The sequence below is a fragment of the Winogradskyella pelagia genome, from assembly GCF_017581965.1.
Lineage (GTDB): Bacteria > Bacteroidota > Bacteroidia > Flavobacteriales > Flavobacteriaceae > Winogradskyella > Winogradskyella pelagia.
In genome coordinates this window covers 401,912-427,309 of record NZ_JAGEVF010000002.1, presented here as the reverse complement: position 1 = coordinate 427,309, position 25,398 = coordinate 401,912, and the positions used below count along the sequence as shown (strand labels likewise).

The following is a 25,398-nucleotide window of genomic DNA, read 5'->3' as shown; positions in this document are numbered from 1 at the left end:
CCTTGGTTTTAATGAGACAAATCAGTCCCCTTTTTTTAATTTTAATAGTGTTCACTTGTAACACTAATCGTGAATTCACCACTGCACAAAAACGCTCTATAGTTGAGTCCGTTTACGCTTCGGTAGTAATTCAACCAGATAGTTTATATGAAGCCTATTCCATAGTCTCAGGAATCTTGGACCAAAATCTCGTTGAAGAAGGAGGTCTTGTTAAGCGAAATCAAAAGATCATTGAAATTATTAATAATACCCCAAAATTAAATGCTGAAAACTCTAAACTTGCCTATAACCTTGCTGTGAAAAATTACAAAGGTAGTTCTGCTATTCTCAACAGTATTAAGGATGAAATTGCGGCTGCTGAGTTACAGTGCCAAAACGACTCCATAAATTATTTTAGACAAGCCAATTTATGGAAGCAAAACATTGGCTCTAAAACACAATACGATTCCCAGAAACTAAAATATCAACTCTCAAAGAATACGCTCAATCTCTTAAAATCAAAACTTACACAAACCGAGAATGAGCTGAGAACGGCCGTTGAGCAAACCCAAAATACTTATAAATCCACACTGAGTACAAGTAAGGATTTCACCATTAAAAGCAATATGGATGGAAAGGTTTACGCCCTTTACAAAGAACCTGGAGAGATTGTTAGCACAAGGGAGCCATTAGCATCAATTGGTAGTGCTTCAAATTTTATAATTGAGATGCTAGTTGATGAGGTAGATATTGTAAAAATTACTCTTGGACAAAAAGTACTCATGCATTTAGATGCCTATGGAGAGAAAGTTTTTGAAGCTCAGGCTTCAAAAATCTATCCTAAGAAAGATGAACGTAATCAAACCTTTTTAGTAGAGGCTGTTTTTAGTAATCCGCCTAAAAAACTATATCCTGGCCTTTCTGGAGAAGCTAATATTATCATTGCAAAAAATGAAAATGCTCTGACCATACCAAAGTCATTTTTGGTTAATAACAATCAGGTGCTAACAGATAATGGTCTTATATCCGTTGAACTAGGATTAGAAAACATGGAGTATGTAGAAATCGTTTCAGGACTAGACGAATCCACCACAATTTATAACAAAACCGAGTGACCAACTGGAGTCTTATATTGAGTATTGCTAAAACCCATTTGCTTACCAAATTAAAGCAAACAAGTATCGCTGCTCTTGGTGTTACCTTTGGCATTGGTGCCTATATTACTTTGGTTTGCTTTATGACAGGTCTAAATTCTATGTTAGACGACCTTATTCTCAACCAAACGCCGCATATTCATATTTACAACGAGATTAAACCTTCCAAAAAGCAACCTGTAGATCTATATAGTGAATTTGAGAATAGTCTCAATGTAGTGCACTCCATAAAACCTAAGGTTACCCAAAAGAAAATTCACAACGCATTACCTTTGATGACATTTTTAATGAAAAATGACAACGTAAAAGCAGCCTTACCTCAAATAAAAACTCAAATTTTCTATATCGCGGGATCTATTCAAATCGGCGGAAATTTAACTGGAGTTGAGCCTGTTTCTGAAGCTGAATATTTTAATTTTAATGATTACATCGTTACTGGATCAGCAAAAGCATTACAAAACACCGACAATAGCATTCTTCTCGGAGCTGGTGTTGCCGAAAAATTGTCGCTCGGAGTAGGGGATCGTGTGCAAGTAAAACCCATTGAAGGTGGTCTATTCCCGTTAAAAGTTGTTGGCATTTATCAAAGTGGTGTTGCAGAAATTGATGCAATCCAAAGCTTTACCAATATCAAAACTATTCAACGCATTATGGGCAAAGCCAATAATTACATTACAGACATTAATGTAAAATTAGAAGATATTGAAAAAGCATTACCAATGGCTAAGAGAATTGAACAGCAATTTAATCTCAGGGCAATTGACATTAAAACGGCTAATGCTCAATTTGAAACTGGAACTACTATTAGAAACCTCATAACCTATGCTGTTTCTGTAACCTTACTTATCGTCGCTGGATTTGGTATTTACAATATTCTAAATATGCTGATATATGAAAAAATGAATGACATTGCCATTTTAAAGGCTACTGGTTTTTCGGGAAGGGATGTGCAACTGATTTTTATGACTCAAGCTATAATTATCGGTTTGGTTGGAGGTATCTTAGGCTTACTCATTGGGCTAGGACTCGCTAATGTCATAGATACCATACCATTTAATACAGAAGCACTACCAACCATTAAGACCTATCCCATAAACTTAAATCCTTGGTTTTTTGTTATCGGGTTTTCATTTGCTATGTTATCTACTTTTTTAGCTGGATATCTGCCATCCAAAAAAGCCAAAAAAATCGATCCTGTAAAAATCATTCGAGGTCAATAATGCATACGGTTCTAGAAGCAAAACATATCAATAAATATTTTAAAAAGCCTGTACTGTTTCATGTGCTAAAGGATATTAGTTTTAAAATTAACAAAGGAGAATTCACCTCTATTATGGGCAAGTCTGGCTGCGGAAAATCCACATTGCTCTATATTCTATCCACTATGGATACGGATTACGAAGGAGAACTTTATCTTAATGACGACTTAATTACCGATTCAGACCACTTAAAGCTTTCATATTTACGAAATAAGCATATTGGTTTTGTATTTCAGTTTCATTATCTACTATCTGAATTTTCAGTTCTAGAAAATGTAATGTTACCAGCAAAAAAACTTGCGGAATGTTCGGCTGAGGAAATAATACACAACGCCCACGAAAAATTAAGGATTCTCAATATTGAACATCTTGCAAGTAAACGTGCCTCTCAAATTTCTGGTGGAGAAAAACAACGTGTTGCCATTGCTAGGGCACTGATTAACAACCCGTCCATTATCATGGGAGACGAACCCACAGGCAATTTAGACAGTTACAACTCGGAAAATGTCTTCAATATTTTTAAGGAACTCAGTGAAGAAGAGAAACTTTCTTTACTAGTAGTAACGCACGATGAAGACTTTGCCAAACGTACGGACCGCATAATAACCATGGAAGACGGACGTATAGTACCTTAAATCACCCTGTGATATGGGATTTGTTAAATCACAATAATTTTAAAATGCCTGACTTTTATCATTGTCCCCAATAGTTGTTGTATGTATTTTCGTGCTGATAAATCATAACAATATGAAAAAGCTTGTAATAATAGTATTGTTCGCAATTACTACAATGGCCTGTAAAGAAAAAAATGATCCCTACAAAGCTATAAGTTCTACAGAAATAGAAGACAACACCCATCCGGGCAAAGTTCTCATGGAGAAGAATTGCTATCTGTGTCACAGTCCTACTGCTGAACATGATAATAGAATAGCACCACCGATGATTGCCGTAAAAAAACACTATATAAATGATACTACTACAAAAGAGGATTTTATCAAAGACATGCAAGCATGGATAAAAAACCCAGTAGAATCTAATGCTAAAATGCGAGGGGCTGTTAGACGTTTTGGTGTAATGCCCAAAGCCTATTATCCGGAGGAAACCATTGGCAAAATAGCTGACTATATGTTTGACAATGACATAGAACAACCCGAATGGTTTGAAAGCCACTTTAATGAAGAACGCGGTAAACACTCTGGGCAAGGTATGGGTAAAGGCATGGGTAAAGGAAAGGGCAAACAAAAAGGAAAGGGAAATCAGTACGGCAATGGCAAACAGGTGTCTAATGAAAACCTAAGCCCTGCACAAATCGGCTTAAAATATGCATTGGGAACCAAAGCGGTTCTTGGGCAAAACTTAATGTCTAAAATTCAAAAAGAGGGAACTATAGCAGCCTTAGAATTTTGCAATGAGCAGGCCTATCCGTTAACGGATAGCATGGCCGCTCATTTTAATGCTAGCATTAAGCGTGTTTCTGACAAACCCAGAAATCAAAAAAATCAGGCCTCTATCAAAGAGCTAGCTCACATTGAGACATTTAAGGCACAAGTAAATAATAGAATGGAAATTGAGCCTATATCAGAAGAACGAAATGATAAGGTCCATGTTTATTACCCTATAACCACTAATAGTATGTGCCTGCAATGCCATGGTAAACCTCAGCAAGAGTTAACAACCGTTACTTTAAATAAAATAAAAACGCTATATCCAGATGACAAAGCTATTGGCTATAGTGAAAACCAAGTTAGAGGCATTTGGCACATTACTTTTAATCAAGAGGAAAACTAGCCTAGCCCTAAACAATCTTTAAAAGAAAAAGAGAGCAAATATCATGCTCTCTTTTTGTATTTTATTAAAACAGATATTGCAAGAACACCGCTAAATTTCTACCAGGGTCTGTAATCGGTGTTCTCCCGAATTCACTCTGATTCACAAAAGAAAAATTAAGGTGATTGTTATAGGCCGCGTCAAAGACATTAAGCGCTGCTAGGCCTAAGGTAAAATCCTTTAGAATGGTTGCGCCGAATCTTAAATCTAAGGTTTCATAACCAGGTGTTACTATTTCACCAAAACTCGGTGCGATTTCATCTTGCTGAGAAACGATATTAAAAACGGCATTAGCCCAAAACTTTGGCTTTTCCAATCCTATAGACAAGCGCGTTGTCAAAGGTGGCGTCAAAGGTAAAGACTCGTTTAGATCTTTGTTCTTAGCATAGACGTAAGCCAACTCAGTTTTAAAATAATAATAGTCCAAAAACTCTAATTTGGCCATAAGTTCAAATCCTGTTTTATAGGCTTCATCTAGATTTCTAAAAACTTTTGGATTTTGGGGTTGGGCCATAGGCATAAACTTGCGTGTCTTTGTTTCATCAATAATTCCAACAATGTAATTCTCAAAGAACGAATAATAGAATGAAGTTTCATAGGTTAAGGCGTTAAGCCCATTTTGTAATGGTGCTTTACCTAAAAATCCTATTTCAAACTGGTTATTTACTTCGGCTTTCAAATTGGGATTACCAATATACTCAAAGGGATCTTGGCCGATATTAAAGTGATTGATAAAACGCTCAATCATATTGGCAGACCTCACACCTCGACCATAAGCTGCTTGCAATACAACATTGTCGGAAACCTGCTTTTTTACCGATAAGGTACCGCTAAAGTTATGCTCAGTACGTTTGTCTAAATCGTACAGTAAAGCAAAATCGTCTTCAGGATCTTTGATATCTGATATGACTTGATCGTACCTCATTCCAAGCGTAAATACAGTGGAGTTATTCCATTGGTAATTGGCCTCAGTAAACACTCCAAGATCCGTTATGTAAGAATCTTGCCAAACCTTATCTGTAAAAGTCATTGGCATTGGCAAAGGATTGCCATTCATGGCCTTTACCAGACGCGTACGTGTTCCATCTCGTGCAATATGCATAGCATCAACTCCAGAAAAGAGGGTTAATTTTTCGTTGGTCTCCCACTCGAGCTCAAACTTACCTCCTATTGTTGTAGCCTCCACTGGAGTACTTGCTTCGGTCATCATAAAGGATGGCCTTCTTTTATTAGTCATAAGATGGTCCACAAAACTGTAATATACCTTTCCCGTTATGGTTTTTATACTACTGTTATCCATAGACTTTTTGTAGTCTATAGAAGCTATGGAACTATTATCATACTCGGTATCCATAGGCAATCCAGCATGCAGCACATCGCGCCCAAAAGACTGACGCCATTGAGCTTGTATACGTTCGTTATCTGATAGATTGTAGCCAACCTTTAGGCCATAATCCAAACTTCTAAAGGATGATGGAATCTCAACACCATCGCCATCTTCGTAATTTCCGAAGTCACGATAACCAAAAGTTCCTAGCACATCATAAGTATCTTCAGTATAACCAAGTTGTACTAAGTTCACCGTATTATCACCATTGGTTTCATATCCAGATGAAATTTTACCATTAAAACCATTTGCAAAGGCATTCGGTTTTTGGGTAACTAAATTCACAATTCCACCAAAAGTTGGCCCATATCGCATTGTATAAGGCCCTTTAACGATTTCTATCTTGGTTATTTCCTCAGGTATAATATGCGTTGTAATAGGATCCATCCTATTCGGACAAGCATGTAAGGCTTTGGTACCACCATCATACTGCACGTTAAGCTGTTCGTATTGAGCCGCCCTAAAACTTGGGTCAATAGCATAATTGCCACGCTTTATGACGTTAAATCCATTTAAATCATTGAACAGGTCAGTGACGTTTTTTGGCTGTACCACCTTTTTGGCATACTTGTGAGATACTACCGAAAAAACGGGGTCGCGTTTAATTTGGCCACTTAAAATGACCTCATTTAATATAATCAAGTCTTGTTTTGTACTATCCTTTTGAGATTTATTTGGTTCTTGTCCATAAGAGAATAGCAAAAACTGTACGCAGCATAGCGCACTTATTTTATGTTTCATTTTTATAGGTTTTGTTAGAAAATTTGACTCCTGCAGCTAAGCTGCAAAGTTTTGGAAATATCTAGACAAACCTTGGAGGGTGGAAAACAGCATTCAAGACATTGAATGTGTAAAGATTTACATACCCTATTAATAAACTTCTATTCGTGTAATAAATGTTTTTGTTCTCAGGCTTTACAAGAATCTCGATAAAAAGGAGTAAATCTTTAAAATCTATTAAGTTTTCAGGTGTTTTGTGACTCTTATTTTGTGACTCAGCAACTTTCTTCAAGTGGCACTTACCATTACATTCTAATTCGGGTTTATCAATGTTCTCGCACAATTTTTCAATAAAGCCAACGGGGTCTAATTCATAATAAAGGTAATTGACAGATGCCCAGAAGCTGTTCATTAAAATTAGAACTGAAAAGCTTATTGAAAATATGTAGGATATCAGCTTCATGCTGCGTATTTAGTTTAGCTCATTATCTGTTAAGCCGATCTATATCATAAGTCTCACAAATAATTATTATCAAAGGTCTTTTTTAATAGAATATTTGAGGGTAACATAGGTTACACATTAACGCAATTATTGAAGCTAACTTTGTCAAACAACTTAAAACATATACTTATATGGAAACTACAGAAAACAATAACCAAGAGCAGCACTTTACAATGCCAAGAATCGGTGATAAAGCTCCAGAATTTAAAGCAATAACCACACAAGGAGAAATCAATTTTCCATCAGATTATAAGGGAAAATGGGTTATCCTTTTTAGCCATCCAGCCGATTTTACACCTGTATGCACATCGGAGTTCATGACTTTTGCACATCTCGAACAAAAATTTGATAACGCTAACTGTAAACTCGTTGGTCTATCTGTAGATGGTCTTTACAGCCATATAGCATGGTTAAGAACGATTAAGGATAAGATTAAATTTAATGGTATGGAAAATATAGAGGTGAAGTTTCCTCTAATTGAAGATATCATCATGAATGTTGCTAAAAAGTATGGCATGATTCAATCAGGTGAGCATAAAACCCAAGCGGTAAGAGCCGTATTCTTTATTGACCCTGAAGGTACGGTAAGAGCTCTAATATATTACCCTTTAAGCCTAGGACGTAATTTTGACGAAATTTACAGAGCACTAATAGCTATGCAAACATCAGATAAATTTAACGTGGCCACACCTGCAGATTGGGTACCAGGAAAAGATGTTATAATTTCTCCTGCCGGATCTTGTGGTGTTGCAGAAGAGCGCATGAGTAATACTGATGAATTAGAATGTGAAGACTGGTTTTTCTGCACAAAACCTCTAGATAAGGATATGGTGCTTAAAGAAATTATTAAAAATTAAGCTTAACTATATTTAAAGTGAATCAGTTATAATGGTATGAGCAATAACTGTTTCCATGATAAGAGCATCCGATGGGTGCTCTTTTTCTATGTAACAAATGTAACTGAGAGAAATAAAAGTACTTCATATCTTTATGATGAACAAGTCATGGTATTAAGCATAAAATTCATTGATATATACTTATTTATAAAGTAAAGGTAATCGATAAGCCAGTACATGATTAGTTAGATTTTTTTTTGGTTAGTAGTTAAAGGCACTCTCTAATAGGGTGCCTTTTTCATTGGTAACAAAGGTTACTAAAACTTATGAGGTCTGCATGTAATTTTGACTCAAACAAAAAAACAATGATAAGAATATTATATAAATTAGGATTTAGTTTTTTTAGCCTTCTCACTCTAGCCCAAGCTCAAGAATTAAAAGAGGTCTCCAAGTCGGAAATTTTAAATCAAACCTTAGAGAATAATAGAAGCATTAAGATTTCAATTGAAGCTTTTAATGAAGCTAAAGGTGAATACAAACAGACCAATGCTGTTTTTCTTCCCAATATTTCTGTATCACACTCTGGCTTTGCAACTACAAATCCATTGATGGCATTTGGTTCTAAGCTAAATCAAGAGATACTCACTCAGGCTGACTTTAATCCGGATGTATTAAACAACCCTGATCAGACCCAAAACTTTGCTACCACATTTGAGTTTCAACAACCCTTAATAAACATGGATGGATTCTACCAAAGAAAAGCAGCCAAAAACAAAATGGAAGCGATGTCCTTGCAATCCAACCGTATTAAGGATTATATGGCGTTTGAAGTTAATAAGGCCTACATGCAATTACAGTTAGCATACAAGGCCGTTGAAGTTTTTGAGAGAGCACTGCAAGCAGCCGAGGCTAACTTTAAACTTGCCAATGACAGTTATAATCAAGGATTACTGCAACGTGCCGATGTTCTTCAGGTTGAAGTAAGGGTATCGGAACTTAAAAATCAACTTCAAAGTGCTAAAAGCAATATTAAAAACGCATCTAATTACTTATCCTTTTTAATGAACGAGAGATCTGATATTGTTTTAAAGCCAAAGGATAGTCTACAAATCAACGTTGTATCCCTTAGCAATGAAGAAAGTCTACTCTCCGAAGAACGCGCTGATATCAAAGCCATGGCTTTAGTAGCAGAAGCACAGAAATCTATTTACAACTCAGATAAAATGAGTTTCTTACCTACTCTAAATGCTTTTGGTAATTATCAACTTTTCGACGAAAATCTATTTCAATTTGGAGCCAGTGGTTACCTCATAGGAGCGGAACTGAAGTGGAATATTCTTAGCGGAACTAAACGCTTCGGTAAATCCAAAACATCAAGAGCTACTTATGAGAAATCTAAATTAGAATATGAGCAATATCTGTCTCAAAGTCAACTTGAATTAAATAAAACCAAACGACTCCTAGAAGATGCTCAAAACAAGGTTGAACTCACAGAATTAGCCCTTCAACAATCTGAAGAAGCCCTTAGAATTAGAACCAATAGATTTAAAGAAGGCCTTGAAAAAACTTCAGACTTATTACTAGTAGAAGCTCTGTTTGCTCAAAAACAATTGGAGTATTATCAAACCGTGTATGAATATAACAGAACTAAAGCATATCTCAACTATTTAACAACATTATAAAATGAAAACAATCTCTATATACCAACTGCTAAGCTTAAGCGTCATTCTTCTAATTTTTGGATGTAATGACCAAAGCAATACTCCCGTGGTCAATACCTCTGATCCTATTGCCGTAACTGTGGCAAAGGTAGCCTCTAAAGGCAACCAGAATTCATTAATTGTCAGTGGAACCATTCAGTCGGCAAACAGTGCTACTTTAAGCACTAGAACAATGGGCTATGTGGACAAAATCCATATAAACGTTGGGGACAACATCACAAAGGGCCAATTATTACTTTCCGTTAATAGTAACGATTTAAAGGCAAAAAAAGCTCAGGTTAATGCTGCAATTTTGGAAGCAACTGCTGCTTTCAAAAATGCCAAGAAAGATTATGAACGATTTAAGTCACTTTTTGATAAAAATAGTGCCTCCCAAAAAGAATTGGATGATATGACCGCTCGCTACGATATGGCCAAAGCACGTCTTCAAGCTGCAGAAGAGATGAAAAATGAAGTCGATGCACAATTTGCCTACACCAATATTAGAGCCCCATTTAATGGTAAGGTAGCCTCTAAATTAGTTGAAGTTGGAACTTTGGCTAATCCTGGGATGCCATTGTTATTGGTAGAATCCCCAAGTAGCTTCGAAGTGGTCGCAAAAATACCAGAAAGTGTTATCTCTGATGTAAAAACCGGAATGAAAGTTGACATCCTAGTATCATCCATAGAAGCAACTTTTACAGGTCAGATAAAGGAAGTGAGTTCATCATCTGCTTTATCTGGCGGACAGTATCTCACAACAATTGAAATTATTGATTCTAGCAATTCAATCCGCTCTGGAATGTTCGCATCGGTTCAATTTCCGAAAATAACATCAACTAATTCAGTGATACCCACTAACATTATGGTACCGAAAGAAGCTTTGATTACCAGAGGGCAATTGACAGGAATCTATACCGTAAGCCAACAAAATACAGCAGTGTTAAGGTGGTTACGTGTTGGGAATACTATTGGTGACAATGTAGAAATTTTATCAGGATTAAAAGAAGGTGAAACCTACATAATGTCATCGCAAGAAAAGCTGTATAACGGCGCAACACTTACAATTCAATAAATACAAGACAAATGAAGGAAGGTTTAGCAGGAAAAATTGCCAAGGGCTTTATAAACTCAAAGCTCACCGTACTCTTAATGATTGTCTTTATGATTATTGGAGTATACAGTTCATTTCTCATTCCACGAGAAGAGGAACCTCAAATTGATGTTCCAATGGCCGATATTTTTGTTGGCTATCCAGGAGCAAGTCCCAAAGAAGTAGAGTCGAGAGTTATTAAACCTCTCGAAAAAATCCTTTCTAATATCAAAGGTGTAGAATATGTGTACTCTACATCGATGCAAGAGCAAGGAATGGTTATAATTCAGTTTTATGTTGGCGAAGACATTGAACGCTCGTTAGTTAAGCTCTACAACGAAATTAACAAGCATATGGACAAGATGCCACAAGGTGTCACCTTACCACTTGTAAAATCTAGGGCAATTGATGATGTACCCATGCTAGGTTTAACGCTCTGGAGCGAAACCTACGATGATTTTCAATTAAAACAAATTGCCCAAGAACTCACCAATGAAATCGAAAAAGTTAACGATGTTGCTCAAACCCATAAAATTGGTGGCAGAAATAGAGAACTACGAGTGTCTATTGATAAAAACAAGTTAGCTAGTAGCGGTCTCGATGTACTGACCGTAGTTGAAATGATAAAAGCAAATAACCAGCAGTTAGGTGCTGGTAGCTTTAATAGAAACGATGAAGAGTTCCTAGTTAAAACAGGCGAATTTTTAAAGACAAGAAAAGATGTTGAGAATCTCGTAGTAGGTGTACTTCAAAATCAACCCATATACCTCAATCAGGTGGCTACTGTATTAGATGGGCCTGAAATACCAAAAGACTATGTAAGTCTTGGATTTGGTGCAGCGAGTCCTAAAATTAAAAATCATCCATCTGAATATCCAGCCGTTACCATATCAGTAGCAAAACGTAAAGGTGCTGATGCAATGAAAATTTCGGATGTTATTATTGAAAAGGTTGAGCATCTCAGAACCTCATTGATACCGAATGATGTTAATGTTGAAATCACCAGAAATTACGGAGAAACCGCTTCGCAGAAAGTCTCGGAACTTCTTATGCACCTTATTGGAGCTATTATAGCAGTTACCATAGTGGTAATGTTGGCTATGGGTTGGCGTGGTGGATTGGTGGTTTTTCTCTCAGTACCAATAACCTTTGCATTGACGCTTTTAAGCTACTACTTATTAGACTATACGCTCAATAGAATTACCTTATTTGCTTTAGTATTCGTGACAGGGATTGTGGTTGACGATTCCATTATCATTGCGGAAAATATGCATAGGCATTTTAAAATGAAACGTCTACCTTTTAAACAAGCGGCTCTATATGCCATAAATGAAGTTGGCAACCCTACGATTTTAGCAACGTTTACCGTAATTGCTTCCGTATTACCAATGGCTTTTGTTTCGGGATTAATGGGTCCTTATATGAGTCCGATGCCCATCGGTGCTTCTATAGCTATGATACTTTCACTTTTCGTAGCCTTAACCATAACGCCTTATCTAGGATATATTTTCTTAAGGGAGAAAGACAAAAAAGCTGAAGATGCTATTGAAGACGATGAAACCACAGGAATTGCAGATACCTTTATTTACAAGATGTATTCGAAATTTGAAACACCTTTAATAGAAAACAGAACTAAGCGCTGGGCTTTTCTGGGTATCACTTTCGCATTACTTATTGGTTCTATAGGTCTGTTTTTTACAAAGTCGGTCGCTGTTAAAATGCTTCCTTTTGACAATAAGAACGAATTTCAAGTGGTAATTGATATGCCAGAGGGAACTACCTTAGAACGTACTGCTGTTGTTACAAAAGAAATCGGACAATATTTGGCACAACGCCCAGAGGTTGTGAATTACCAAAGCTATGTAGGTACCTCAGCACCCATAACTTTTAACGGTTTAGTAAGACACTATGATTTACGTGGCGGAAGTAATATGGCTGATATCCAAGTTAATCTTACGGATAAACACGATCGTAGTGCTCAAAGTCATGATATTGCCAAATTACTACGTCCGGATATTCAAGCTATTGCAAAGAAATATAACGCAAACGTAAAAATAGTTGAAGTCCCACCAGGACCACCAGTTCTATCTACAATTGTTGGAGAAGTCTATGGTCCAGATTACGAGGCTCAAATTCGTATTGCAGATTCAGTAAAAACTATTTTGCATCGCACACCAGATGTTGTAGATATTGATTGGATGGTGGAAGCTGACCAGTCGGAGTTCAATTTTGTAATTAACAAGGAAAAGGCCATGCTGTATGGGATAACACCGCAACAGATATCCCATACATTAAATTTAGCCTTATCCAACAGAGCTGTAACGCATTTGTACGATGAAGATGCTTCAAATCAAGTGGGACTCGTACTTGCTTTAGAGGGTTCAGAAAAGTCTACTACAGAAAGCATTAGCGCTCTCCAAGTAAAATCACAGCAAGGTACGCTTATACCAATAACTGATTTGGTTGAGATTAAAAAAGATACTAAACCGAAAAGTATTTATAGAAAGAACCAAAAGCGTGTTGTTTACATTCTTGCAGATATGGCTGGCGAATTAGAAAGCCCTGTATATGCTATTTTAGGAATGACTGAAAAATTAAATGATATTGACCTGCCCAAAGGCTACTCTATGAATGAATTATATATAAACCAACCTAAGTTTGAAGATGACTACACAGTTAAATGGGATGGAGAATGGCAGATTACACTAGAGGTATTCAGGGATTTAGGCATTGCCTTTCTAGGTGTAATCATCATTATATATATTTTAATTGTAGGCTGGTTCCAAAACTTTAAAGCTCCTATAGTAATGATGGTGGCAATTCCATTGTCTTTAATTGGAATTGTATTAGGTCATTGGCTGCTTGATGCCTTTTTTACAGCAACATCCTTTATTGGAATGATAGCTCTCGCCGGTATTATGGTGCGTAATTCAGTATTGCTTATTGATTTTGTAAACTTGAGACTTGTTGATGGCATTCCCTTAAAGCAGGCTGTTATTGAAGCAGGTGCTGTAAGAACCACACCTATACTCCTAACTGCAGGGACTGTGGTCATAGGTGCATTTGTTATTTTATTTGATCCGATTTTCCAAGGTCTAGCTATTTCTTTAATGGGCGGCACTATAGTCTCAACTGTTTTAACACTATTGGTTGTACCATTGGTGTATTATATGATAGAACGAAAAAACCACAAGTAATATGAAATTAGTAATTGTAACCTCAGTAGAAGAATTTCAAGATGATGTCTTAAGACTTTTTAAGACTGCAGAAATAGACAGTTTTAGTGCTTCGGAAATAGATGGCTATAAAAATACACCAAGTTTTTTGACCACTTCTAGCTGGTTTCCGAGTATCAAAGGAGGAAATGAATCTCAAATGTTCTTTTCATTTACCGAAGAAGAACACATAGAGAGATTATTCCATCTTATTGCAGAATTTAATTCAAAACAATCCACTACAAATCCCATACGAGGGATTGTATTACCTATTGAAAAATATATTTAAAAAACGTATTATGAAAAATAGAATTGTAAGGGGTATCGCTGGTACTTTTATATTAATTAGCTTGTTATTAGCCATCTATGTGAACATAAATTGGTTATGGTTTACAGCCTTTGTTGGCGCTAACTTACTCCAATCTTCATTAACAAAATGGTGTCTTATGGACACTATCCTTGAAAAGGTATTTAAGGTGGAGAACTAGGTATCTGTGACCTAAGTAAATTATTGGGCTGACGGTTGTCATTTGAGGGAAATATAATTACACATATTTTTATTCAAATAGGCCTATTATGCTCACATTTAAGAATTATAACATTGCCGACTGGTTCTCGTTCTACAGACTATTTGCAGCACCCTTTCTTTTACTCGTCTTATGGTTTGAGTACCGAGAATGGTTTAGTTGGCTGTTATTAATAAGTTATTGCACTGATGCTATAGATGGCTTTTTGGCTCGCAAATTAAAAATTGCAAGCCCTAGAGGCTCACAATTAGATTCACTTGGCGACCAAGTCACATTTATCATTGGGCTTGTTGGTTTATATTATTTTGAAACCACATTTATCAGAACTTATTTATGGGTAATTCTTATAGCTTTTATTCCATATATCATTCAAATTTTACTTGCCTATTACAAATATGGGAAAGCAACTGCCTTTCACACCTATTTAGCTAAATTATCAGCTATAATACAATCTGTTTTTATTCTATCATCCTTATTCTTTGAACCAGAAGTTACTCTTTTTTATATTATGATTATTATTGGAGTCTTAGAAACAATTGAAGAAATCACTCTGATATTTATGTATGATTATTGGATCTCTGATGTTAAAGGTATTTATATGGCTTCAAAAGATAAACGTCGTCTAAAGAATTCTAAAAGCAAATAGATAACTCATGAGAAGCTATTCCTTCTTTACTATCCTTTTGTTATGCCTAGCCATTATCTTAATTGATATTGCAGCCTTTTATTGGTTACAATCCATTACAAAATTATTTGGCAGTAATTTTTTGAAATGGAGTATCAATATTGTGTTTTGGGTTTTCACCTTTGGACTAGTTACAGGGATTATCCTCTTAAAACTAAGGCTTAATGCAATCCATCCGATGCGCAAGCATTTGTTTATTTCGAGACTTTACGGCCTTGTAATTTCATCATTGATACCAAAGTTTATATTTGTAGTGGTTATTTCTATACTGTACTTCGCAAATTTTGTTTTTTCAAATGAAGAATCCTTAATTATTATCCCAATAGTTGGACTATTTTCGGGTCTATTACCTTTCATTATTATTATTTATGCTGTTTTAAATGCAGTCTATAAATTCAAAATCCATCATAAAAATTTAAAGTTTAAATCACTACCAAATGCTTTTAACCATCTAAAAATTGTTCAAATTTCAGACTTGCATATAGGAAATTTTAATTATCGGTATAACATTTTAGAACGTGCTGTAACACTGATTAACAAACAAAACCCTGATATTATAGTATTTACAGGCGATTTAGTAAACAACTATGCCTGGGAATTGCGTGGATGGGACAACGTGCTTTCACAGCTAAAGGCAACTATGGGCAAGTATGCTGTTTTGGGTAATCATGATTATGGCGACTATGGCCAATGGGAATCCGATACTAAAAAAGCTGAAAATTTTGAAGCTATTAAAAACTTCTTTCCTAGAATAGGTTTTAAACTACTCCTGAACACTTCTGAGCTAATAGAAAAAAATAAGCAGCAACTCGCTATAGTAGGTGTTGAAAATTGGGGTCTGCCACCATTTAAACAATATGGTCATCTCAAAGAGGCATTAAAGGGTACTCAACTTAATTCTTTTAAACTTTTACTCACGCATGATCCTAATCACTGGGAGGCTGAGGTTGTAAAGCAAACAGACATTGCACTCACATTATCTGGGCATACACATGGTATGCAGGCTGGTATAACTATAGGAAGCAAGCAATGGAGCCCCATTAAATATAAGTTTAAACATTGGGCAGGACTTTATAACAAGGAGCATCAATTTCTTTATGTCAATAGAGGTCTAGGTTGGCTGGGGTTTCCAGGTAGATTAGGGATGAGACCAGAAATAACCATCTTAGAGCTCACTAATTAATGGGCCAACTATTACTCCAAAAAAACACAACATTAAATTGCAGTTCTTAGGGGTAAAGTCGAGTCTCTTTGAACATTAGTTTGCACGTAAAACCAATGTATGATCAGCCCTATCAAATCGTGGTAGAATGATAATTATCATTGACCACAATAAATCCTAACTCTAATTTTGTACTTATCAAAACCTAATTCTCATGAAAACTATTCTTTATGCTACCGATTGTACCAAAAAGTCAGTCCCTGAACTTAAATATGCATACAGACTGAGTAAAGCGCTAAAGGCAGAACTACATGCCATTCATGTATATGATTTACTTCCAATTGTTTCAACCACAGTTCGTTCAAGAGGTGTTTTAGAAGACAACTTTGATAAGGAACAACAAGATATTCTTCAAGATTATTGCTTAAAATATCTTAAGAAAGACTTTAAATCCCCAATTATTAATGGACATGCCTTAAAAAGTGATTCCATATCAAAAGCCATTCTTAAAACTGCAACCACAATAGATGCGGATTTGGTAATTGTCGGCGTTAAAAATCCATATTCGCTGCGAGGTATTTTTACAGAAAATATTGCCAATCAATTAATGGCAGTCTTATCTTGTCCATTACTTGTTCTACCAGAGTATACATTGTACGAAACTTGGTCTAAAATAATTTACGCCACTGATTTTGATGAGGCCGATATCCATGCATTGAAACGTCTCGCTGATTTTGTAAAACCTCTTAATGCACAAATTGAAGTTGTTCATATTCCAAGAAAAAATGAAGACTATCACGAGCGCAAAATGGAATGGTTTAAAGCCATGGTAGGTATGCGGATTGCCTATTCTAATATCCTATTCTCATCTAAACAAGCAGAAGACGTAGAATCTGGCATTCAGAATTTTATTGAAAAAGACCGACCAGAAATTCTTGTTATGATGGAGCGCCAACGCGATAGAATCATAGATAAATTACTTCATAAGGATCTTGTAAAAACAATGGGTTATGAAATCTCAATTCCTCTATTGGTCTTTAATAAAAAACGGATTAAACGAAAACTATCAGAGCAAGTTGATGGCATCAAAAAAATGTCATTAGCATTATAGAATAGTTATTTCTGTTAAATAAAAAGCTCCTTGAACAATCAAGGAGCTTTTTTTAGTCTAACAATGGCTTTTTTTTAGTTCTTAACACCTGGTAAATTAGAGGGTCTTTTAGTTTGCCAATGAAAGGTATCCGCCTTTTTCTCAACAGGTGCAACTTCATCTAATGTATCGGCATCATAAACAATACCGTTTTTAATAACATGAGTTAGCGTATTTGTATGGCGTAAATTGTCTAAAGGGTTCTTATCCATAATGAGAATATCGGCCAACTTACCAACTTCTAATGACCCTAAGTCCTTATCCAATCCAATGGCTTCGGACCCTTTGATTGTAGCTAATCTCAACGCATCAAGATTACTCATGCCAGCACTAGCCACAGCCCAAAGTTCCCAATGAAAACCTAGACCTTGCAATTGACCGTGACTTCCAATACCACCAATACCATCGGCCTCGATAAGATCTTTCATAAATGCAGCATGTTTTTTAAATACATGTTCTTCATCCTTAAACCAACCTGGTCTTCTTCTAGATTTTTGAGCCAACTCCTTATATGGTGTGAAGTATTGCATTTTTTTGTCGTCATACGGATTTTCCCTGGAATAAAAATAATTCTCGGCCCAAGGCCCACCATAACTAACTAACAAAGTTGGTGTAATGGCCATTTGAGACTGTGCTGCCACAGTAATAACGTCGTTATAGATGGGATAAATGGGAAAAGAATGTTCATGTCCGGGATTACCATCTATCATATTTACCATATTTTGCTTAAAATCTAGGCCTCCTTCAGTCGTTGGCATGAGTTTTAGTTCTTGTGCGGCCATAATTAACCATTGACGCTGTTGTCTATTCCCAACGATATAACTTTTTATGGTTTTAGTATTGTAGTATTCGCTATACTGCTTCAAAATATCCTTAGCATGCACTAAACTTGTTATGTTATAAGCCCAAAATCCCACTCCAGGTCCAGTACTATAAATTCTAGGACCGTGTATCATTCCAGACTCCACCATATCAGCATAAGTCAACACATCCGTTGTTGCGGTTTGTGGGTCTCGCGTTGTAGTAACGCCATAAGCCAAGTTAGCCGAGTATATCCAAACTTGATTTTTATGAACTCCCCAATTTGGCCACATATGCGCATGAGTATCCACAAAACCGGGCGTTAGGGTCTTACCAGAGACATCTATAACCTTAGCATCATCCGGGATACTAAAACTCCCTGAGACTCCAATATTTTTAATGCGATTATTCTCTATAAGAATGTCTCCATTTTCAATAACCTCCGTACCGTTCATAGTAATTATTCGCCCACCTTTAAGCACCGTTACACCCTGGGGAATAGCACGCTTGTAGAACACCTTCACTTTATATTCGTCTGCTTTAAAAACAGGTTTATCTTTCTTTTTATCTTTAACTTTAGTTGAGTCACTTTCCTTAGACTTGGCTTCCTTTTCATTTTTCTTGGCGACTTCCAAACTATCTTTAAAGGCCTTGCCTTTTAACAAATCATATTGAAAATGACTAGCTCCTAGTGACCAATGCACACGCTTGCTATCATTAGACCAAGCCGGAAACTCACCTCCAATTACGGTAAGTTTTGTGGCTGGAAAAGCTGCTTTTTCTGGCTTGGCCACAGAAATAGAAGGTGTTTTACCTATCATTGGAATTAAAACCGAATAAACATCATTATTTATTTTGGCAAGTGCATATTTGCCATTAGGAGAAATCCTTATTTCACTTGGTGATGACCCTTTATTAGTTTCTCTCCATCCGTCTTCGTGAGTTGGCATGGCTGCTGCGCGATCATGGTCCTTACCGAATATATCAGACGAGCCATAAGTTTTAATCCCAGTTAATTTAAGATGCTCCTTTTCATCACTACCATCCCAGCGGACAGACACTAAACCTCTATTACTATGGCTTAAATAAATACGGTCATTTATTTTAGTAAAATGAGGCATTGTTCTCCCCTTAGCTTTATCAATAATGGTAACGTTACCACCATTTGTAGGAATCCAGGCAATCTCTTCATATACCCTAGAATCAAATGGATCTATAGCATCATCGTAGGTTTGCGCTGCTCCCTTAATAAAAACAATACGTTCACTTTTAAAAGACCATGCTGGATTTGAATATATGCCACGTCGGTTTGTTAATTTCACGGGCTTGCCTTTTCCTGTTGCATTTATCTTATACAAATGGCCACCATCTGGTTTCCAGGTTGTAAATACAATTTGCTTACCATCTGGAGACCAATCTGGCATAGCTTCAGTAAAATTATGATCTGTTAAACGCTTTGGCGTACCGTTAGGTAAATCCATCACATAAAGCCTATTCAATGCCGTGAAGGCAATTTGCTTTCCGTTTGGTGATGGTTTTGCGTCTCTTATCTGAGTTACCAGTGCTTCTGGTGTATCCTCAATAGGATACTTAAAGGAAACCATTGGACCTAAATCTAAATCTACATCCACCGAAAACGGAATTTCGGTTTCCTTTTTATCCTCAATAGAAATGGAATGCAGTTTTCCTCCATAAAAAGCAATCAAGTTTTTATTGTCTGGTGTAAATGCCATTGCGGGTAAAACACCAAGCGGCGCTATAGACTCCTGATCATCTCTCTGAACAGGATAGGCCAACCAGTTCTCTTCACCTGTTTTAAGGTTTCTAAGTACTAGTCCCGTATGTTCTTCAAAACGGCTTCCGTAAACCATCCACTGACCATCATTAGATACTGTTGGCGTAAATGCTGAACCATATCTAGACGTTATGGTTTCTGTATCTCCATCCTCACGATCAAAACTTAAAATTTGGTATTGGGGTAATTGTGCATTATAATTCCAAGCACCTCTACGTGCAGAAAAATAAATATACCTGCCATCTGCACTTAAAGCAGGATCGATATATTTATTGGGCTTTTGATCTGAAAGCAAATCGGCACCTGCACCGCCATCTTTATGAACTATAAACGGTTTAATATTCCGTCGTCCTCTTGTTCCCACAATATACTCGCCATCTGGTGTCCAATCTGCTGAAACATGATACTTATTTTTATCTTTGGTCAATTGCTTTTGTTCTTTAGAAGCTAGATCCATGGTCCACAAGTTGTCGGATCCACTCTTATCCGAAATAAATAGAATACTTTTTCCATCTGGGCTAAATCTTGGGTGCACATCATAGGGCATACCTTCAGTGATGCGCTTAGCTTTACCGCCTTTTATTGGAATAGTATAAAGGTCACCCATCATATCAAATACTATTGTTTTTCCGTCCGGACTCACATCTAAAGACATCCAAGTCCCAGTATCAGTACTGAATTTCACAGTTCTAGTTGGTTCTAATGGCAGCTCTTTAGTGGCCTTTTTTAAGGTATCCTTAACGGCCTTTTCTTCCTGTGCATATGAGTTGAGGGCAATGCAACAGATAAATAACGCTGCATAAAACAGTTGAGAAGTCTTCATATTAAATGGTTTAATTAGATAGTGATTCTAAAAATACTCAATTATTGGTTATCTCGTAGGGTTTAAGAATTGAAACTACTTCAAGAAGCATGTTCAGTCTTGTTCTCAGGGAGAAATTCTTTTACTAGAATTAAGAACTGGGCTTTGGCACACAAAAAATCCTTTCGATAATTTGTAAAAAGTATCTATATTGAAAATTGAACTATTGAAAGCATATCATATGGAAGAAAAAAATCACATAAAATCATCGTTACCCCTCCGATTGGATATTATGGAACTTTCAATAACGCATATAAACAAGTTGTGTTTCATACTAATTAATAATCTTAATTAACTTTAAATTTTATATTATGAATTCATTATCAAAAACTTTATTAAAATTAGTTTTGACTCTATTTTTTATAGGAATGTCCAGCCCAAGTAGTGCCCAGAAATCTATACAGGATTTAGCTGAATTAAAAGATAAGAAATGGGATAAGCTAGTGAAAAGTTATAAAAACAACAGTACTTGGATTGATCAACTTAAAGGTTTACTCAATGAGAATTTACTTTCCGAAGATAATCTACCCAATCCAAAAAAAATTGGTGTTCTAACAATGCAAATTTGGGATAAATCAGTAACAAAATCAAGCAAGATTGGAAACACTACTCTTTTCACCAAAAACTATTTAACACCTTCAGGAAGCAATCTTGTAGCGGATAAATTTCTCAATGAAATGTTACCAATATTCCAAAATAAATTTCAAGAACAAAACATATCTCTATTAGAACCTAAAGACTTTCTAACTGGTGAAGAAAAAATAAATGTTTACAAAGAAGGAGTCAATAATGTAGAAATGAGTGGACTCTCAAAAGCTTTGAGGAATAGTTTTACAAGAATGTTAACAGACGATGTAAAAGGTCAGGGGTCACTTTCTGCAACTGGTTATGAATTCTATCCATTAAGTGCAAGTATAGTAGCAACAGATTTTAAAGCACCAGCTTCAATTGGCCTAATAGCAGAAAACCTAGATTTAGACGCTGTTCTTATTCTAACGGTAAATGTAAGTCTTATTAAAAATGGAAAGAGTATGGTGCTTCACGGAATTGAAACTGCATTAGTAGGACCAATTGATGACGATAAAACAAGGGAATACAAAGGTAGAATCGGTGCTGGTATGATGAATAAATATAGAGATGGACTAACTTTTAGTTCAGTCTATTTTGAAGTTGAACCTTTTGAAATTGCAGAACTTAACAAAAAAACTGGACAAATTAATCAATGGCATTTAGATGGTTTAGAAACTGTAACATCTAGAATGGCTAATGATTTAATTACTGGAATGAAAAAATTTATTGCATTAGATAAATCAAGAAAATAAGCAGCTAATAAAAATATGAAAACACAATACCGGCTATAGTTCATTACAGCTGAAACTCCTAATCGGAATTTCGAGCCTTTTTGCTAAATTTATGGTTACGGCAGAATGATACTCGCGTACCATTCCGTAACGAAACCATGTCTAAAATCGTTAGCCGGCATTGAAAACTCTCACATATTAAAAGAAACTAATTAAAATAAAATGAAATCAGCTCAAACATATATTCTAATAATGCTTATACCAATTTTGTTTGGGTGTAATAAAAATTTAGAAAAAGAAGTTATTACTATAGAAAAAGGTAAAGTTGGCATGATAGGTTATGGCTCTTTAATGTCTAAGACTAGTATGGAAAAAACCTTAAAGAGAACCTATCAAGATTCTGTTTATCTTGTTCATCTTAAAGACTATCAAAGGTCATGGGATTTCTTCTCTTCGGTATTAAATCCCAAAAGAGATTTCTTCTATTCTAAAGATAATGACACCATTCAAATTTATAACGGAATAGCACTAAACATAACAGAATCAGATAAGCAAAAGATGAATTGTGTACTGTTCTTTATCACACCTGAAGAATTAGCTGAATTTGATATACGTGAAAAAGGTTACGACAGAATAGATGTGACTAATAAGATTGAAGAATATGAGTTTAAAGGAGGCAAAGTTTATGTCTACAAAGCAGACGCGGGGCACACTTATAATTATGAACTAAAAGACAATACCGTTTTGCCAAAACCATATTTTGATTTAGTAACAAAGGCTTGCGACAGCATTGGAGTTAAATTTAGACAAGAATTTGAGTCCTCAACAAAAAATCTCGATAAAGTTACTGTTCTAGCAAATAGTGATGTTTTTTGGATTGATAAAGAATAAACACAGGCTAACGATGTGCATAATTACTAGCCCTAGTTCGCTATGCTCATTGGACCATAAATGGGAGTTTGTACAACAAACCAGATTTGAAAAACAAATCTTTATTTTGCTTGCTTTAATTCATAAAACAAGTTTTTGAATCTCGCTCACAAAAAAACCAGATACAGTGTATCTGGTTTGTAGTAGAGCGTACAGAAAAAATATCGAACCTTTTAATACTAGAAATCAATAAATTTAATCAGTTAAATGAACTTTAAACAAAAGGTATCATTGACTTTTAGACACAAAAGGAACTTTTTATTTTTATAGGCTTTCTAATATTTACCATTCTTCTTTTTATGAATAAACTCATTTTCGACTCAGTTAGAATTGATGAATTTATTGACAATTCATTTATGCTTCTTTAACTTTTTTAAAATATTCCAAACCTTAATTCTTATAAATATAAATTCGATATAATTTCTCAAATAAAGACTACCTATTAATATGAATAAGATTCAATACTAATACCTCTATTTCATTTGTTTATACTAAACACCATTATTTCTTGTAGTTGCATATTACCACATTTTTGTAAATCATTGGTATATTTTTAAAAACTCAAACAATTGTTATTAAATATTTTTTAGTAATTTTGTTAACCATATGGTTAAACTAAAAGGTTAATTTATGACAAAACATAAAGACAATAAAACAGAAGAACAAATATTAAAAGCAGCACAAAAAGTATTTCAAGCTAAAGGAATGGATGGTGCACGAATGCAAGAAATTGCAGATAAAGCAAGCATCAACAAGGCAATGTTACATTATTATTACAGAAGTAAGCAACTCTTGTTCGAGGCTGTATTTAAAAAAGCTTTCGCTTTATTAGCACCTCAACTAAACGCCATTCTTAATGATGATTCTTCATTAGAGAATAAAATCAAAAACTTCACTTACAACTATATTAGTTTTATAATAAAGCATCCTTATTTACCAAACTTCGTTATTCAGGAGCTTAATAGAAATCCAAACTTCATCGAAAAAATAAAGATGAATGTTACCTTTCCAAACATTGATAAATTTAAGCTACAAGTACAAAATGAAGTTAATGCTGGTAACATAAATCCTATAAGTGCGGAACAGTTGCTTATAAATATCCTAGCCTTAAATATTTTCCCTTTTGTTGCTTCACCTTTGATTAAAGCGTTTACGAATGTCGATGACAAAACATTCAAAACATTGTTGGAAGCTCGAAAAAAAGAAGTATCAGATTTCATCATTAATGCCATAAAAAAATAAACCTATGAAAACTTTATATCTATTAGGACTATTCTTTTTAACAACGATTTTTGGTTACAGCCAAAGCAATATCAGTTTGAATGAATGTTATGAAAGTTTGAAAACAAATTACCCTCTTGCTAAACAACGTGCCATCCTAGAGCAACAAAAGGAGGTTGAGCTTTCGGCAATAAAAGCGAAGACATTACCACAGCTTAATCTTAATGCTCAGGCGACCTATCAGAGTGATGTTACTGAGGTTCCAGTACCCAGTATAGATATTGAATCTCTGAACAACGATCAATACCGTGCCACACTCACAGCTAATCAGCTGATTTTCAACGGAGGAAAAATTAAAGCATCGCAAGGTTTACAAAATATAATTTCTAACAGAAAACAACAAGAGGTCGAAGTCAATCTGTACCAATTAAAACAACGTGTTAATCAACTGTATTTTTCAATTCTTCTGATTGATGACCAAACTAAATTGTTGAATGTAAGAGAACAACAATTGAATAGTAAATTAAAGGAAGTGAAATCCGGAATAGAAAATGGTGTATTATTACCTACATCAGATAAAGTCATTGAAGCTGAATTGTTGAAAATTTTACAGCAAACGAAAGAAGCGACCAACAATAAGTCAAAGTTGATTGCATCGTTATCTTCATTAATAGGAGTTTCTATTCCTATTGAAACAGAATTTCAAAAACCTTTGCTCTCAATAGTTGAAAGTTCAGATTTGAACAGACCGGAATTAGCCTTGTTCAATTTGCAGAAACAAGAGATAGGACAACAACAAAATATACTATCCAAATCATTGGTTCCCGAACTTAAAGGATTTGCAACTGGTGGTTATGGTAATCCAGGATTGAATATGTTGGAAAATGACTTTACATCTTACTACATCGTTGGTTTAAATCTAAACTGGAACGTGTTCGACTGGAATGCTAATAAGAAACAGCTGCAAGCATTGGATTATTCAAAAGAATTGATTAGCAATCAAGAAGAAGTTTTTAGACTGAACATCAACACCGCTTTAAATGAACAACAAAAAGAAATTGAAACTCTTGAAAGCACTATTACTATTGACCAGCAGCTAATTTCTTTGCAACAAGAAGTAGTTAATACTTCCGCATCTCAATTGAAGAATGGTGTTATCACGACCTCTGAATACATTACAGAACTTACCAAACTTTACGAAACAGAAAATTTGTTCAATCAACATAAAACCCAATTGGAATTAGCCAAAGCCAATTACAATACCCTTAAAGGCGATATTAAATAGAAAAACG

Annotated in this window: 20 protein-coding genes; 17 read left to right on the top strand and 3 right to left on the bottom strand. The window is 35.4% G+C overall.

All coding sequences use genetic code 11. The features are described from left to right. Positions 1–11 precede the first annotated feature (11 nt). The 4 genes from J4050_RS04330 to J4050_RS04315 all read left to right on the top strand — a co-directional run bounded on the left by J4050_RS04330 (position 12) and on the right by J4050_RS04315 (position 4,180). Positions 12–1,094 (top strand): efflux RND transporter periplasmic adaptor subunit, encoded by a 1,083-nt coding sequence (locus tag J4050_RS04330; RefSeq protein ID WP_208152721.1) that lies wholly within the window; start codon positions 12–14, stop codon positions 1,092–1,094. Next, positions 1,091–2,353 (top strand): FtsX-like permease family protein, encoded by a 1,263-nt coding sequence (locus J4050_RS04325; protein WP_208152720.1) that lies wholly within the window; start codon positions 1,091–1,093, stop codon positions 2,351–2,353. The genes J4050_RS04330 and J4050_RS04325 overlap by 4 nt, the downstream gene beginning before the upstream one ends. Then, on the top strand, positions 2,353–3,027 hold the full coding sequence (locus tag J4050_RS04320; protein WP_208152719.1) for an ABC transporter ATP-binding protein: 675 nt from the start codon (positions 2,353–2,355) through the stop codon (positions 3,025–3,027). The genes J4050_RS04325 and J4050_RS04320 overlap by 1 nt, the downstream gene beginning before the upstream one ends. Positions 3,028–3,139: 112 nt before the next feature. Further along, positions 3,140–4,180, top strand: a complete 1,041-nt coding sequence (locus tag J4050_RS04315; RefSeq protein WP_208152718.1) for a Tll0287-like domain-containing protein — start codon at positions 3,140–3,142, stop codon at positions 4,178–4,180. 64 nt (positions 4,181–4,244) lie between these two features. Here J4050_RS04315 and J4050_RS04310 read toward each other — a convergent pair whose 3' ends face one another. Then, the gene (locus tag J4050_RS04310) at positions 4,245–6,347 is read right to left on the bottom strand and encodes a TonB-dependent receptor domain-containing protein (protein WP_208152717.1); all 2,103 of its coding nucleotides are present in this window, start codon (positions 6,345–6,347) and stop codon (positions 4,245–4,247) included. A gap of 61 nt (positions 6,348–6,408) precedes the next feature. Then, a complete protein-coding gene (locus J4050_RS04305; RefSeq protein ID WP_208152716.1) occupies positions 6,409–6,789 on the bottom strand; it encodes a hypothetical protein in 381 nt (126 codons plus the stop codon). 170 nt (positions 6,790–6,959) lie between these two features. Here J4050_RS04305 and J4050_RS04300 point away from each other — a divergent pair, with 170 nt between their 5' ends. From J4050_RS04300 to J4050_RS04260, 9 genes are all read left to right on the top strand, one after another. After that, positions 6,960–7,685 carry a peroxiredoxin gene (locus tag J4050_RS04300; RefSeq protein ID WP_208152715.1) on the top strand — a complete coding sequence of 242 codons (726 nt, stop codon included), beginning with the start codon at positions 6,960–6,962 and terminating at the stop codon, positions 7,683–7,685. 344 nt (positions 7,686–8,029) lie between these two features. Beyond that, positions 8,030–9,346 carry a TolC family protein gene (locus J4050_RS04295; protein WP_208152714.1) on the top strand — a complete coding sequence of 439 codons (1,317 nt, stop codon included), beginning with the start codon at positions 8,030–8,032 and terminating at the stop codon, positions 9,344–9,346. Position 9,347: 1 nt separating this feature from the next. Continuing rightward, positions 9,348–10,439 carry an efflux RND transporter periplasmic adaptor subunit gene (locus J4050_RS04290; RefSeq protein ID WP_208152713.1) on the top strand — a complete coding sequence of 364 codons (1,092 nt, stop codon included), beginning with the start codon at positions 9,348–9,350 and terminating at the stop codon, positions 10,437–10,439. 11 nt (positions 10,440–10,450) lie between these two features. Further along, entirely contained in the window at positions 10,451–13,654 is a 3,204-nt protein-coding gene (locus J4050_RS04285; RefSeq protein WP_208152712.1) for an efflux RND transporter permease subunit, read from the top strand. 1 nt (position 13,655) lies between these two features. Beyond that, positions 13,656–13,961, top strand: coding sequence for a hypothetical protein (locus tag J4050_RS04280; RefSeq protein WP_208152711.1), 306 nt, complete (start codon positions 13,656–13,658; stop codon positions 13,959–13,961). 10 nt (positions 13,962–13,971) lie between these two features. After that, on the top strand, positions 13,972–14,160 hold the full coding sequence (locus J4050_RS04275; protein ID WP_208152710.1) for a YgaP family membrane protein: 189 nt from the start codon (positions 13,972–13,974) through the stop codon (positions 14,158–14,160). Positions 14,161–14,248: 88 nt separating this feature from the next. Next, a complete protein-coding gene (locus J4050_RS04270) occupies positions 14,249–14,845 on the top strand; it encodes a CDP-alcohol phosphatidyltransferase family protein (RefSeq protein WP_208152709.1) in 597 nt (198 codons plus the stop codon). 7 nt (positions 14,846–14,852) lie between these two features. Beyond that, positions 14,853–16,067 carry a metallophosphoesterase gene (locus J4050_RS04265; RefSeq protein WP_208152708.1) on the top strand — a complete coding sequence of 405 codons (1,215 nt, stop codon included), beginning with the start codon at positions 14,853–14,855 and terminating at the stop codon, positions 16,065–16,067. Positions 16,068–16,260: 193 nt separating this feature from the next. Beyond that, positions 16,261–17,157 (top strand): universal stress protein, encoded by an 897-nt coding sequence (locus J4050_RS04260; protein ID WP_208152707.1) that lies wholly within the window; start codon positions 16,261–16,263, stop codon positions 17,155–17,157. A 74-nt stretch (positions 17,158–17,231) separates the two neighbouring features. Here the strand turns inward: J4050_RS04260 and J4050_RS04255 are convergent, their stop codons facing one another. Then, positions 17,232–20,615: an amidohydrolase family protein gene (locus tag J4050_RS04255; RefSeq protein ID WP_208152706.1), complete on the bottom strand. Its 3,384-nt coding sequence runs from the start codon at positions 20,613–20,615 to the stop codon at positions 17,232–17,234. A 350-nt stretch (positions 20,616–20,965) separates the two neighbouring features. Here J4050_RS04255 and J4050_RS04250 point away from each other — a divergent pair, with 350 nt between their 5' ends. From J4050_RS04250 to J4050_RS04235, 4 genes are all read left to right on the top strand, one after another. Then, positions 20,966–21,976, top strand: coding sequence for a hypothetical protein (locus tag J4050_RS04250; protein ID WP_208152705.1), 1,011 nt, complete (start codon positions 20,966–20,968; stop codon positions 21,974–21,976). A gap of 201 nt (positions 21,977–22,177) precedes the next feature. Next, positions 22,178–22,846: a gamma-glutamylcyclotransferase family protein gene (locus J4050_RS04245; protein ID WP_208152704.1), complete on the top strand. Its 669-nt coding sequence runs from the start codon at positions 22,178–22,180 to the stop codon at positions 22,844–22,846. Positions 22,847–23,515: 669 nt separating this feature from the next. Beyond that, entirely contained in the window at positions 23,516–24,127 is a 612-nt protein-coding gene (locus tag J4050_RS04240) for a TetR/AcrR family transcriptional regulator (protein ID WP_208152703.1), read from the top strand. 4 nt (positions 24,128–24,131) lie between these two features. Next, complete coding sequence (locus J4050_RS04235) at positions 24,132–25,391, top strand: TolC family protein (protein ID WP_208152702.1); 1,260 nt, start codon at positions 24,132–24,134, stop codon at positions 25,389–25,391. The last annotated feature ends 7 nt before the right edge of the window (positions 25,392–25,398 follow it).